The 13,443-nt window shown below is 71.6% G+C and carries 11 protein-coding genes; 6 read left to right on the top strand and 5 right to left on the bottom strand.

Features of this window, described 5'->3' with window-relative positions; all coding sequences use genetic code 11:
• Positions 1–79: 79 nt before the first annotated feature.
• The 3 genes from recC to recD are packed head-to-tail and all read left to right on the top strand — an operon-like array spanning position 80 to position 8,492.
• Positions 80–3,445, top strand: a complete 3,366-nt coding sequence (gene recC / locus HD557_RS00830) for an exodeoxyribonuclease V subunit gamma (RefSeq protein WP_196872483.1) — start codon at positions 80–82, stop codon at positions 3,443–3,445.
• Positions 3,442–6,738: a UvrD-helicase domain-containing protein gene (locus tag HD557_RS00835; protein ID WP_307785518.1), complete on the top strand. Its 3,297-nt coding sequence runs from the start codon at positions 3,442–3,444 to the stop codon at positions 6,736–6,738. The genes recC and HD557_RS00835 overlap by 4 nt, the downstream gene beginning before the upstream one ends.
• Positions 6,735–8,492 carry an exodeoxyribonuclease V subunit alpha gene (gene recD / locus HD557_RS00840; RefSeq protein WP_196872484.1) on the top strand — a complete coding sequence of 586 codons (1,758 nt, stop codon included), beginning with the start codon at positions 6,735–6,737 and terminating at the stop codon, positions 8,490–8,492. The genes HD557_RS00835 and recD overlap by 4 nt, the downstream gene beginning before the upstream one ends.
• Before the next feature lie 7 nt (positions 8,493–8,499).
• Here recD and HD557_RS00845 read toward each other — a convergent pair whose 3' ends face one another.
• The 4 genes from HD557_RS00845 to HD557_RS00860 form a co-directional block, all read right to left on the bottom strand.
• The gene (locus HD557_RS00845) at positions 8,500–9,111 is read right to left on the bottom strand and encodes an amino acid-binding protein (protein WP_008354783.1); all 612 of its coding nucleotides are present in this window, start codon (positions 9,109–9,111) and stop codon (positions 8,500–8,502) included.
• Between the two features lie 74 nt (positions 9,112–9,185).
• A complete protein-coding gene (locus HD557_RS00850; protein ID WP_008354782.1) occupies positions 9,186–9,632 on the bottom strand; it encodes a nitroreductase family deazaflavin-dependent oxidoreductase in 447 nt (148 codons plus the stop codon).
• 46 nt (positions 9,633–9,678) lie between these two features.
• A complete protein-coding gene (gene trxA / locus HD557_RS00855) occupies positions 9,679–10,014 on the bottom strand; it encodes a thioredoxin (protein WP_231380125.1) in 336 nt (111 codons plus the stop codon).
• Positions 10,011–10,385 carry a MerR family transcriptional regulator gene (locus HD557_RS00860; RefSeq protein ID WP_008354780.1) on the bottom strand — a complete coding sequence of 125 codons (375 nt, stop codon included), beginning with the start codon at positions 10,383–10,385 and terminating at the stop codon, positions 10,011–10,013. Before HD557_RS00860 ends, trxA begins: the two co-directional genes overlap by 4 nt.
• Positions 10,386–10,458: 73 nt before the next feature.
• Here HD557_RS00860 and HD557_RS00865 point away from each other — a divergent pair, with 73 nt between their 5' ends.
• The gene (locus HD557_RS00865) at positions 10,459–11,406 is read left to right on the top strand and encodes a 1,4-dihydroxy-2-naphthoyl-CoA synthase (RefSeq protein WP_008354779.1); all 948 of its coding nucleotides are present in this window, start codon (positions 10,459–10,461) and stop codon (positions 11,404–11,406) included.
• Between the two features lie 80 nt (positions 11,407–11,486).
• Here the strand turns inward: HD557_RS00865 and HD557_RS00870 are convergent, their stop codons facing one another.
• Positions 11,487–12,110, bottom strand: a complete 624-nt coding sequence (locus HD557_RS00870; protein WP_008354778.1) for a TetR/AcrR family transcriptional regulator — start codon at positions 12,108–12,110, stop codon at positions 11,487–11,489.
• 110 nt (positions 12,111–12,220) lie between these two features.
• Here HD557_RS00870 and HD557_RS00875 point away from each other — a divergent pair, with 110 nt between their 5' ends.
• The gene (locus HD557_RS00875; RefSeq protein ID WP_196872485.1) at positions 12,221–13,000 is read left to right on the top strand and encodes an SDR family NAD(P)-dependent oxidoreductase; all 780 of its coding nucleotides are present in this window, start codon (positions 12,221–12,223) and stop codon (positions 12,998–13,000) included.
• A complete protein-coding gene (locus HD557_RS00880; RefSeq protein ID WP_008354776.1) occupies positions 12,997–13,437 on the top strand; it encodes a nitroreductase/quinone reductase family protein in 441 nt (146 codons plus the stop codon). The genes HD557_RS00875 and HD557_RS00880 overlap by 4 nt, the downstream gene beginning before the upstream one ends.
• Positions 13,438–13,443 lie beyond the last annotated feature (6 nt).

Here is a 13,443-nt window from a genome sequence, read left to right on the forward strand (position 1 = left end):
GTTCACGTTCAACGGCTGACCGGGGCGGCCTGTAGTACGCCCGCGGACTGTGTCGGCGGTGCCCGATAGGTTGCGGTCTGTGGTCGTACATCTGCACCGCGCGCCGCGGACCGATCTGCTCGCCGACTCGCTCGGCGAGCTGTTGTCGGTGCCGTTGGGGGATCCGTTCGCGACGGAGGTCGTGGTGGTGCCGGCGCGGGGGGTGGAGCGGTGGTTGTCGCAGCGGCTGGCGCATCGGCTGGGGGCAGCTGAGGGAAGGTCCGACGGGATCTGCGCGGGGGTCGATTTCCGGACGCCCTGGTCGCTGTTCGCCGAGATCGCGGGGACGGGGGACGAGGATCCCTGGGCGCCCGAGTCGCTGACCTGGCCGGTGCTGGCGGCGATCGACGCATCGCTGGACGAGCCGTGGGCGAGGCCGCTCGCGCAGCATCTGGGGCATGGGGATGTGACGGAGGAAGGCGTACGCCGGCGGGGGCGGCGGCTGGCGCTGGCCCGGAGGCTGGCGCGGTTGTTCGCGGCGTACGCGGACCAGCGGCCGGCGGTGGTGACCGACTGGAGTGCGGGGCGGGACACGGACGGGCTCGGCAACGAGATTGCCGAGGACCTGGCATGGCAGCCACCGCTGTGGCGTGCGGTCGCTGAGCTGGTCGGCGGTCCGACGCCGGTGGAGCGGCAGGCGGCCACGGTCGCAAGGCTGAAACAAGCCCCGACGGAGTTCGAGCTGCCGGAGCGGGTCTCCTTGTTCGGGCACACGAGGCTGTCGGCGACCGACGTCGAGCTCGTCGCGGCGCTGGGGGAGCACCGCGAGGTGCACCTGTGGTTGCCGCATCCCTCGGAGGCCCTGTGGGAGGCGCTCGCCGGGCTGGACGGGACGGTCGCGCGGACCGCGGACCGGTCCCACGACGCGGTCGGGCATCCGCTGCTGGCGACGTTGGGTCGGGATACGCGGGAGCTGCAGCGCTCGTTGAACGGGTTCTCCGGAGAGGCGATCACCGACGGCGTGTTCGACACCGACGGCCGGCTGCTCGGGTGGCTGCAGGCGGACATCCGTGGCAACACCGTCGGGGAAGCGGCCGCCCGGGTGCTCGCACCGGAGGACCGCTCGATCCAGGTGCACGCCTGCCACGGCGAGGCGCGTCAGGTCGAGGTGCTCCGGGAGGTGCTGCTGGGGCTGCTCGAGGACGACCCGACGCTGGAGCCGCGGGACGTGCTCGTGATGTGCCCCGACATCGAGACGTTCGCGCCGCTGATCGAGGCCGGGTTCGGGCTCGGCGAGATGATCGGCGAGACCGGACACCCGGCCCACCGGCTGCGGGTGAAGCTGGCCGACCGGTCGCTGACGCGTACGAACCCGCTTCTCGACGTGGCCACCAGGCTGCTCGACCTGGCCGGCGGCCGGGCGGGGGTGAGCGACGTACTCGATCTGGCTCATCTCGATCCGGTGCGGCGGCGGTTCGGGCTCAACGACGATGCGCTGGAGCAGCTCGAGGACTGGGCCAAGGACGCCGGGATCAGGTGGGGCTTCGACGCGGAGCACCGTGAGCCCTTCGGGCTGGAGACGTACGTCGCCAACACCTGGCGCTTCGGGATGGACCGGATCCTCACCGGGGTGGCGATGTCCGAGGACTCGGCGACCTGGCTGGATACGACGCTGCCGCTCGACGACGTGGGGAGCGGGTCGGTCGAGCTGGCGGGTAAGTTCGCCGAGCTCGTCGACCGCCTGGAGCAGGTGACCGACGAGCTGGCCGGGGTGCATCCGCTGGAGCACTGGCTGAAGGTGATCGAGGAGGGTGTCGCCGCGCTGACGTCGGTCTCGGCCAACGACGAGTGGCAGTCCGGCCAGGTGACGAGGGAGTTGTCGCGGGTGCGGGACGCCGCCCGAGGTCACGAGGTCGACGAGCTGCGACTGCCGGACGTGCGGGCGCTGCTGGGGGCGCGGCTGGCCGGACGAGCGACGCGCGCCAACTTCCGCACCGGGACGCTGACCGTGTCGACGCTGGTGCCGATGCGGTCGGTGCCGCACCGGGTGGTCTGCCTGCTCGGTATGGACGACGGAGTGTTCCCGCGGGTCGGGATCACCGACGGTGACGATCTGCTGGCCCGCGATCCGCAGACGGGGGAGCGCGACCTGCGCAGCGAGGACCGGCAGCTGTTCCTCGACGCCCTGCTGGCGGCGACCGAGACGCTGGTGGTGACCTACACGGGGGCCAACGAATACTCCGGCCAGCCGCGGCCGCCCGCGGTGCCGCTCGGGGAGCTGCTGGACGCGCTGGACGCGACCGCGGTCTCCGCAGACGGCAGGCCGGTCAAGGAGGTCGTGACGACCAGGCATCCGCTGCAGCCGTTCGACCCGCGCAACCTGACGCCCGGGGCGCTGGTGGCGGGGCACTCCTTCTCCTTCGACAGATCTGCCGAGGCAGGTGCCGTCGCCGCGGTGTCCGACCGTGTCGAGCCACCCGAGCTCCTGCCCGCGCCCCTGATGCCGACCGCCGCCGGGGACGTGACGCTCGAGGAGCTGCTGGCCTTCTACCGCGGGCCGGTGCGCGCGTTCTTCCGCGACCGGCTGGAGCTGGCGTTGCCGCGCGACGACGACCCGCTGTCCGAGGCGCTGCCGGTCGAGCTCGACGGGCTGGGGCAGTGGTCGGTGGGTGACCGGCTGCTCCACGACCTGCTCGCCGGCATGTCGGAGGAGCAGGCGACGCAGCAGGAGTGGCGACGCGGCGTACTTCCGCCGAAGTGGCTCGGCTGGCGCATCCTCACCGACGTGATCACCAAGGCGAAGCCGATCGCGGCCGAGGCGCTGCGCGTGCGCCACGCGGGCATCTCCACCGGACAGGCGCGCGCCGTCGACGTCGAGGTCGACCTCGGCGACGGACGCCGCCTGACCGGCACCGTCCCGCAGGTCTACGGCGACCGGCTCGTCCCGGTGACGTACTCCCGCCTGGGCGCCAGGCAGCGGATCGAGTCGTGGGTGCAGCTGGTCGCGCTGGCCGCCTCCGACGAGGACCGGGCCTGGAGCGCCTGGACGCTGGGCCGTCCGGGCAACTCCAGGTCGCGTACGCCGTTCGGGCTCTCCCAGCTCGGGCCGCTCGACCACACCGCGGTCGATGTGCTGCGTGACCTGGTGCGGTTGCGCGACAAGGGGCTCTCCGCGCCGCTCCCCCTGCCGCTGAAGACTTCGCTCGCCTACGCCCGCCAGCGGCGCACCCAGGCCGGCGTCGACGACGCGCTCTACAAGGCCGGCTGGGAATGGAACGACGGACGGTTCGAGGGCGAGGAGTCCGACGTGGAGCAGGTGCGGGCCTGGGGTGCGAAGTCCGCGATCCCGGGCCTCGGCGACCCTCCGGAGCCGGGCGAGGAGTTCGACGGGGAGACCTCCCGGTTCGGCGCGCTCGCGATGCGCGTCTGGTCGCCGTTGCTTCAGGCCGAGCAGGGGAGCTGGTGACCGTGGACGGATTCGACCTGACCGGCCCCCTCCCGACCGGGACGACCCTGATCGAGGCCTCGGCCGGCACCGGGAAGACCTTCACCATCGGTGCTCTGGTCACCCGCTATGTCGTCGAGGGGGAGGCGACGCTCGACGAGATCCTGGCGATCACGTTCGGCCGGGCCGCCTCGCAGGAGCTGCGCGACCGGGTGCGCTCCCACCTCGTCGAGGCCGAGCGGGCGTTCGCGGCCGCAGTCGCCGGGCGGCGTCCGAGCCCGCTCGACGCCCACCTCGAGCTGCTGCTGGACGTGCCCGACGACGAGGTCCGCGTACGCCACGAGCGCGTGCGCGACGCGCTCGCCTCCTTCGACGGGGCCACGATCGCGACCACCCACCAGTTCTGCCAGCTCGTGCTGCGATCGCTCGGCGTGGCCGGTGACACCGACGCCGGCGCCGAGCTGGTCGAGTCGCTCGACGAACTGGTCGTCGAGGTCGTCGACGACCTCTATCTGAAGTGGTTCGGCGAGGCCCGGGAGCGGCCGCCGTTCGACCGCGACGACGCGCTCGGGCTGGCGCGCACCGCGGTCGAGGACCCGCAGTCGGTGCTGGCCCCGGCGCCCGCCGAGGACCCGGTCGCGGGTGCTCGGGTGCGGTTCGCCGAAGCGGTGCGGGACGAGGTCGACCGGCGCAAGCAGATGCGCGGCGTCCTCTCCTACGACGACCTGCTCTCCCGGCTCGCGGTCGCGCTGGAGGACGCGTCCGCGCCCGCACGGGCGCGGATGAGGCAGCGGTGGAAGATCGTGCTGGTCGACGAGTTCCAGGACACCGACCCGGTGCAGTGGCAGGTGCTGTCGCGAGCATTCTCAGACCACGCGACTTTGGTCCTCATCGGCGACCCGAAGCAGGCGATCTACGCCTTCCGCGGCGGTGACGTCCTCACCTACCTGGCGGCCGCCCGGACGGCCGAGACGCAGGCGACGCTCGACACCAACTGGCGCAGCGACGCACCGCTGGTCGAGCGGCTCCAGGTGGTCCTTCGTGGTGCCGCCTTGGGCTCGCCCGAGATCGTCGTGCACGACGTCAAGGCCCATCACACCGGCTCCCGGCTGGTCGGGGCCCCGCATCCTTCGCCGTTCCGCATCCGCCGGGTCGGCCGCAGCGGCTTCAAGCTGACTCGCGGCAAGATGGTCACGGCCGGCGACGCCCGCAACCACATCGCCCGGGACCTCGCCGGCGACATCGCCGAGCTGCTCGGCTCGGACGCGACCTGGTGCGACCGGCCGGTCCAGGCCGGGGACATCGCGGTCATCGTCGCGATCCGCTCCCACGGGCTGCTGGTCCAGCGCGTACTGCAGGAGCACGGCATCCCGGCGGTGATGGCCGGTGGCGGAGACGTCTTCCTGACCCCCGCAGGTGAGGACTGGCTAGCGCTGCTGCAGGCGCTCGACTCGCCCCACCGGGCGCCGCTGGTGCGGGCGGCCGGGCTGAGCGTGTTCTTCGGCTACACCGCGAGCGAGCTCGACGCGGGCGGCGAGGCGCTGACCTCCCGCATCGCCGACACCCTGCGTGGCTGGGCGCTGCTGCTGCGCGGTCGGGGTGTGGCCGCGCTGATCGAGGCGGCGGAGGAGCGCGGCCTCACCGCGCGCGTGCTGCAGCGCACCGACGGGGAGCGGCTGCTCACCGACGTACGTCATCTCGGGCAGCTGCTCCACGACATCTCCGTGCGCGACTCGCTCGGGCTGCCCGCGCTGCTGACCTGGTTCCGTGACGAGCGGCGGCGCTCGGCCGCCACCGAGCGGCCGCGGCGGCTCGACTCGGACGCCGCGGCGGTGCAGATCGTGACGGTGCACGGCTCGAAGGGGCTGCAGTACCCGATCGTCTACCTGCCCTTCGCCTACGACTTCTTCGTGCGCGACCCCGAGGTCGCCCGTTTCCACGACGCCGACGGCCAGCGGACGATCGACGTCACCCGCACCGGCGCGCAGTGGGCGCAGCATCTGGCCCGCCACCAGGACGAGGAGCTGGGGGAGGAGCTCCGTGATCTCTACGTCGCGCTGACCCGGGCGCAGTCGCAGGTCGTCGCGTGGTGGGCGCCGACGGCCAACACCGCCACCGGCGGACTGCACCGGTTGCTGTTCGGACGGCAGCCCGGCGTCACCGAGGTGCCGGCGTCGCAGGAGGTCTTCGACGACGCCTACGCCGAGCGGGTGCTCGGACTCATCGAGAAGATGGGCGGACCGACCGCCGAGCCATCGGTCGTGGCGACGGCCGTCGCGTCCGTGAGGCCGGAGACGACCGGCGTCCTCGCCGCGCGGGCGTTCACGCGCGAGGTGGACGCGGAGTGGCGGCGTACGTCCTACTCCGGGCTGATCCGCGTCGACGAGGGCGTCGCCCCGACCTCGGAGCCGGAGGTCGAGGGCACCGACGACGAGCCGGTCGCCGACGACGCCGATCTCTCGCCATCGGAGGTCGAGCTTGTCGAGACCCCGGAGGAGCACCTCTCGCCGATGGCCGAGCTGCCCAAGGGCGCCGGGTTCGGCTCGCTCGTCCACGCGGTCCTCGAACACACCGACCCCGAGGCCCCTGACCTGGGCGAGGAGCTGCTGGCGAAGACCCGCGAGCAGCTGCGCTGGTGGCCCGTCCCGGCCTCGGCCGAGGACCTGGCGACCGCGATCCTGCCGCTCAACCTGACCCCGCTCGGCCCGCTGGCCGACGGGCTGACGCTGGCCCAGATCCCGCTGCGCGACCGGCTGCGCGAGCTCGACTTCGAGATCCCGCTGGCCGGTGGTGACGCTCGGGGGCCGGGTGCGCCGGACGTGCGACTGAGCGACCTCGCCCCGCTGCTGCGGGCGCATCTTCCGGCGGACGACCCGATGGTGACGTACGCCGGCCGGCTGGAGGCTCCGCCCTTGGGCGAGCAGTCGCTGCGGGGCTACCTGAACGGTTCGGTCGACGTGGTGCTGCGGCTGCCGAGCGGCCGGTTCGTCGTGGTCGACTACAAGACCAACTTCCTGGGCGTGGAGGCGATGGACTACACCCAGCCGAAGCTCGCCGAGGCGATGCTGCACTCCCACTACCCGCTGCAGGCGCTGCTCTACTCCGCGGTGGTGCACCGCTTCCTGCGTTGGCGCCTGCCCGGCTACGACCCCGAGACGCATCTCGGCGGCGTGCTCTATCTCTACGTCCGCGGGATGCTCGGTCCGGACACTCCTGTCGTCGACGGCATCCCGACCGGCGTCTTCACCTGGCAGCCGCCCGCTTCCCTGGCGGTCGCACTGTCCGACCTGCTGGATGGAGGCACGGCCGCATGATCGAGCGCTGGGAGTCCGACGACCCCTTCGACGCACGCCTGGCCCGGTCCGCGACCGGCCTGTTGGAGTCGTTCAACAAGGAAGGCGTCCTGACCGCCGCGGACGTACACGTCGCGACCCGCGCCGCCGCACTCGCCGGCGAGGAGCGCGACCAGGTGCGACTGGCGGTGGCGCTGGCGGTCCGCGCGGTCCGGCACGGGTCGGTGTGCGTCGACCTGGCCGCGCTGCGGGAGACCGAGGAGACGCTGCCCTGGCCGGCCGCCGACGGCTGGCTGGAGGCGGTCGCCGACAGCCCGCTCGCCGCGCAGTCCCTGGTGCAGGTCGAGGACGGCCTGCTCTACCTCGACCGTTATCACCGCGAGGAAGGACAGGTACGCGACGACCTGCTCGCCCGCCTGGCCTCACCCCGACCCGTGGCCGATGAGGCGCTGCTCGACGCGAGCGCTGCCCGGCTCTTCCCGGGCGAGGGCTACGCCGAGCAGCGCGCCGCCGCCCTGGCCGCCGCCCGGCAGTCGACGACCGTGCTCACCGGCGGCCCCGGCACCGGCAAGACCACGACCGTGGCCGGGCTGCTGGCGCTGCTCACCGAGCAGTCCCCGACCCCGCTGCGGGTCGCGCTGACCGCTCCGACCGGCAAGGCGGCCGCGCGGCTGCAGGAGGCGGTCGAGGGCGCCCAACGGGCACCGCAGTTCACCGACGACGACCGAGCCCGGCTTCACGGCCTGACCGCGTCGACCCTCCACCGGCTGCTCGGCTGGCGGCCCGGCTCCTCGACCCGCTTCAAGCACCACCGCACCAACCGGCTGCCGCACGACGTGATCGTCGTCGACGAGACGAGCATGGTGTCGCTGACGATGATGGCCCGGCTGCTCGAGGCGGTGCGCCCGGAAGCACGGCTGATCCTCGTGGGCGACCCCGACCAGCTCGCCAGCGTCGAGGCCGGGGCGGTGCTCTCCGACCTCGTCGCCGGCCTCGCCGTGCGCTCGCCCGAGGCGGTTGCCGCGCTCCGCACCACCCATCGCTTCGGTGGCGCGATCGGTGCCCTCGCCGCGGCGCTCCGGGACGGCGACGCCGACGCGGCGCTCGAGGTGCTGAAGTCGGACGATCCCGCGGTCGAGCTCGTCGACCCTGCCGACGAGGCCCGGATGGCCGAGGTCGAGCGCGGCCTGGTCACGCACGCCGTCGCGCTTCACGAGGCCGCGCTCGCGGGCGATGCGGGGGGCTGCGTACGGATGCTCGACGAGTCGCGTCTCCTCTGCGCCCACCGCGACGGACCCTGGGGCGTCGCCCACTGGAACCGGCAGATCGAGCGCGGCCTCGCCGAGACCACCGGCGAGCCGCTCGGCATCGGCTGGGGCCACGAGTGGTACCCGGGCCGCCCCGTCCTCGTCACCGCCAACGACTACGGCCTCGGTCTCTTCAACGGCGACACCGGCGTCACCTACCAGGACGGCTCTGGCGACCTCCGCGTCGCGATCGCGGGCGGTGCGACCTACGCGCCGTCGAGACTCGGCGACATCGAGACCCTGCACGCGATGACCGTCCACAAGTCCCAGGGAAGCCAGGCCCGGTCCGTCACCGTCCTGCTCCCGCCCGACGACTCGCCCCTGCTCACCCGCGAGCTCTTCTACACCGCGGTCACCCGGGCCCAGGAGCGCGTACGCATCGTCGGCACCCCCGACGCCGTCACCGCCGCGATCACCCGCCGAGCCCAGCGCGCCTCCGGTCTCCGCCAGCGCCTCGGCCACGAGTAGGCGCGCGTCAGGACCTCGCGATGGAGGTGGCGAGGGAGGCGAGGTGACCCAGGCGGGCGAGCTCGGAGTCGAGGAAATCGGGGCCGCCGCGGCGGCCGATGATGACGATCTCGTTGCCGTCGATGCGGGCGCCGGCGAACATGTTCTCGTCCTCGCCCTCGACCTCGATCCGCTCGGGGCGGTCGAGCTCGATGAAGGGGACGTTCTCGGGCGCGCCGTCGGTGGAGCGGGCGATGCCCTTGACGCGGTGGACGCGGATGGCCCAGTCGGCACGGAAGGTCAGGGGCAGGACATCCACGAGCCGGTCGAGGGCCTCATGAGAGTTCTCGGTGAGGTCCTCGACCGCCTCGAGGTCGAGGAAGAGGTTACCGCCGGCGGCGTAGCGGGAGATCCAGACGACCTGCACGCCGTCGAGCTCGTTGCACGCCGAGACGATGGAGTCCGGCATCGTGCCCGGAGAGGTCTCGAGAAGCACGTCGTCGACGGCGAGTCCCTCGGCCTTGTTCTTCTCGACGATCTCGATCGCCTCGATGTCGCCGCCGGCTTCACCGATGGCAGAGGCGAGGCGACCGAGTGAACCCGGGACATCAGGCAACTCGACGCGTAGCAGGAACGGCATGGCCATAGACCCTAGCGCCGCGAACCGACAGCCGTGGCACTGTCCCGGTTACACACCGGTCAATTGGTGACCTGTTAGCCGGCAGGCTCCAGCAGGAAGAGCGGGAAGATCCGGGACGTGTTGGGCTGGTATTCGCCGTACGTCGGCCAGGTCTTCACGGCGTAGTCCCACCACTCGTCGCGCTCGGCCCCGGAGAGCTCGCGGGCAACGTACGCCTTCTTGGTGCCGCCGTCCTGGAGCACCATGTCGGGGTACTTGCGGAAGTTGGCCACCCACGCCGGGTTCTTGTCGCTGCCGCCCATCGAGGCGACCGCGAGGTACTTCCCGTCGCGCTCGACCCGCATCAGCGGGGTCTTGCGGATCGCGCCGGTCTTGGCGCCGCGGTTGGTGATCAGGATGATCGGCTTGCCGTCGCGCTCGAGGACGTTGGCCTCGGCGCCGTTGGAGGCCTCGAACGCGGCAACCTGCTCGCGCACCCAGTCGGCCGTGCTCGGGACGTATTCACCTTGCAGTTCGGTCATGCCCACTACAACACCGCGACACAGCACCTATTCCGAGAGGGCCGGATCAGGCGAGGGCCTTGTCGATCTCGCGGTCGAGATGCGACTTCGGCCGTGCGCCGACCATCTGGAGCACCGGCTTACCGCCCCGGAAGAGGAGCATCGTCGGCACCGCCATGACCCGATAGTCGGCGGAGGTGGCCGGGTTCTCGTCCTGGTTGAGCTTCACCACCCGCAGGCTCCCGGCCCGCTCGGCGGCGATCTTCTCGAGGATCGGCGCGAGCTGACGGCACGGCGGGCACCATTCGGCCCAGATCTCCACGAGCACCGGCGTCTCGGACATGAGTACGTCCTCGACGAACCGGGCATCGGTGATGTCCTCGATCACGGCGGTCTGACTCATCGCTTCTCTCCTTCGGGGTGATAGGACTCGGCTTCGTGCAGCAGCCCGGCGAGCTCGCCGCGCAGGGCGGTCAGCTCGGCGACCCGCCGGTCGATCTCGGCGATGCGCTGCCGATACGCCTCGAGCGAGGCGGGGCACACGTCGGCTCGGTCGTTGCCGGCGCGCAGGCAGTCGACGAACGGCAGCGTCTCCTCGGCGGTGAGGCCGAGGGAGAGCAGCGCCCGGATCTCCCGCACGACCTGCACGTCCACGTCGGCATAGTCGCGATACCCGTTGCCCGCCCGCCGTGGCGCGAGCAGTCCGCGCGACTCGTAGTAGCGCACGGCTTTCACCGTCACACCGGCCCGATCCGCGAGCTCCTTGATCTGCACGCGTACGACCGTAGACCTTGCCCCTGGGGGCAAGGTCAAGCCTGCGATCATCCGGCCGGATAACCTCACCCTCATGAGCGCAATCGAGGGAGTCTCCGACACGTTCGACCCGAGCCGCTGGGACGAGGTGAAGGGCTTCGAGGATCTGACCGACCTGACCTATCACCGGGCCAAGGAGCACGGCACCGTACGCATCGCCTTCGACCGCCCCGACGTGCTCAACGCCTTCCGGCCGCACACGGTCGACGAGCTCCTCCGCGTGCTCGAGCACGCCCGCACCTCCGCCGACGTCGGCTGCGTCCTGCTCACCGGCAACGGACCCTCGGAGAAGAACGGCAAGTTCTCCTTCTGCACCGGCGGCGACCAGCGCATCCGCGGCAAGGCCGGCTACCAGTACGAGGAGACCGATGCGTACGCCGCCGGCCGGACCGGCGCGGAGGAGCCCACCCCGATCGACAAGGCCAAGCTCGCCCGCCTGCACATCCTCGAGTGCCAGCGACTGATCCGCTTCATGCCGAAGGTCGTCATCTGCGTCGTCCCCGGCTGGACCGCCGGCGGCGGCCACTCCCTCCACGTCGTCTGCGACCTCACCCTCGCCTCGCTGGAGAACGCCCGCTTCAAGCAGACCGACGCCGACGTCGGCTCCTTCGACGGCGGCTACGGCTCGGCCTACCTCGCCCGCCAGGTCGGCCAGAAGTTCGCCCGCGAGATCTTCTTCCTCGCCGAGGAGTACTCGGCCGAGGACGGCGTACGCATGGGCACCGTCAACCGCGCCGTCCCGCACGCCGAGCTCGAGGACGTCGCGCTCGAGTGGGGCCGCAAGATCAACGGCAAGTCGCCCACCGCCCAGCGGATGCTGAAGTACGCCTTCAACCTGCTCGACGACGGCCTCGTCGGCCAGCAGATGTTCGCCGGCGAGACCACCCGCCTGGCGTACATGACCGACGAGGCCCAGGAGGGTCGCGACCAGTTCCTGGAGAAGCGCGAGCCCGACTGGTCGCCCTATCCCTGGTACTACTGATCTACGCAACCACGCGGCGCTAGCCGTCGGCCGGCCTCCGACGCGTCACCCGGCAGGGTCGACCAGCGGAGCCCCGCCCATCACCCGTCCGTGGCGTACCGCGCGAGCATCGTGCGCACCGCGTCCTCGACGACCTCGGTCGTACGTGCCTGGCTCACCGTCCATCCGGGGATGAGGAGGCGGGGCCAGAAGAGATAGTTCGAGATCATCCCGAGGAGCTGGGTGGTGGCCAGGTCGAGATCGTCGACCGCTGCCGTGCCCGCCTCGCGCTCGGCGTCGAGATAGCGGCGGACCGACGCGAAGTAGGGCATCTTGCCCTGGGCGAACTGGGCCTGCGCGAGCTCGGGGAACCGTGGGAGCTCGGCGATGACGATCCGGAACAGATCGGTCATCTCGGGGCGGGTCAACAGTGCCGCGTAGCGGTGGCCGATGGTCGTGAGACCGGCCGCCAGGTCGCCGGCCGGCGGTACGTCGAGCTCGTCGTCGCTCGCCCAGGACTCGGTCACGATCGCGTCGAAGAGCGCTGCCTTGGTGGGGAACTGCTTGAACAGGGTGGCCTTGGAGACCCCGGCACTCTCGGCAACCCGCGCGAGGGAGGCGCGGTCATAGCCGAGCTCGAGGAACAGCGTCGTCGCCGCGCGCACGATCAACGCACGCTTCTCCTCGGCCACACGCTGGTGATACGTCGAGGGGGCGGACTCCATGGACCCATCATAGCGAGGTGAGTGGCTTGACTCACCATTGGTCGTCTGCCTACCCTCGTTGCGAGGTGAGTCACTCGACTCACCATTGGACTCGTCTCGAGGAGAACCTCATGACCACCTTCCACAACCAGACCGTCCTGGTCACCGGCGGCACGGGCGGGCAGGGTGCCAGCCACGTGCGCGCCTTCCACGCCGCAGGTGCCAACGTGGTGATCGGCGACATCGACACCGAGCGCGGCGCCACTTTGGCTGCCGAGCTCGGTGAACGAGCCCGGTTCGTACGCCTCGACGTCACCGACGAGAGCTCCTGGGCGGCCGCGATCGCGGCGGCCGAGCAGACCTTCGGCCCGGTCGCGGTCCTCGTCAACAACGCCGGGGTGCAGAACCCGCCCGCCGTCATCGAGGACACGGACCTGCGCACCTGGGCCCGCATCCTCGACATCAACCTCACCGGAGCGTTCCTGGGTATCAAGGCGGCGGCACCGGCGCTGCGCCGTGCGGGCGGGGGCGCCATCGTGAACATCGCTTCCACGTCCGGCGTCGGCGGCACGGCCCACTACGCCCCCTATGTCGCCAGCAAGTGGGCCGTGCGAGGCCTGACCAGGACCGCCGCCCTCGAGCTGGGTCGCGACAACATCCGGGTCAACGCCATCCATCCCGGTGTGATCGCCACGCCCTTCATCACCGAGCCCGCGGCCGGCAGCGACGCCCCGATCTCCGACTTCTACTCGCCGGACCCGTTCGCAGTGCCACGGCTGGGGGAGCCGGCCGACGTCACTCGCCTGCTGCTCTTCCTCGCCTCGTCCGAGGCGTCCTTCATCACGGGGTCGGAGTACGTCGTCGACGGCGGACTCCTCCTCGGCCCGGCGCTGAAGCACGAGGCCGCATGAGCGTCGACGATCTCTCGTTCCTGCCCGATCCGGTACGTCGCGCCATCGAGATCACTCCGGCGGCCGGGACCAGGGAGCGCATCGTCGACATCACCACCACCGGACGACGGACGGGGCTGCCCAGGCGGATCGAGATCTTCTTCTACCGTGCCGGCGGCCGCACCTACCTCTGCAGCGGTGCCGGCGGAGGAGCCACCGGCTGGTATGCCAACCTGCTCGCCGACCCCGCCTTCACCTTCCATCTCAAGCACGGCCTCCGGGTCGACCTGCCCGCGCGGGCCACGCCCGTCACCGACCCGGCCGAGCGCCACGCCGTCCTCGCAGCGGTGGTCGACGACCTCAACCAACCGCACGACCCGGGCACGATTCGCCCGACCCGGCTCGCCGACTGGCTCGACAGCCGGCTCATGCACATCGAGTTCGACGCCCCTGCTTGATGCCGG

Source organism: Nocardioides luteus (genome assembly GCF_015752315.1).
In the GTDB taxonomy this organism is placed as follows: domain Bacteria; phylum Actinomycetota; class Actinomycetes; order Propionibacteriales; family Nocardioidaceae; genus Nocardioides.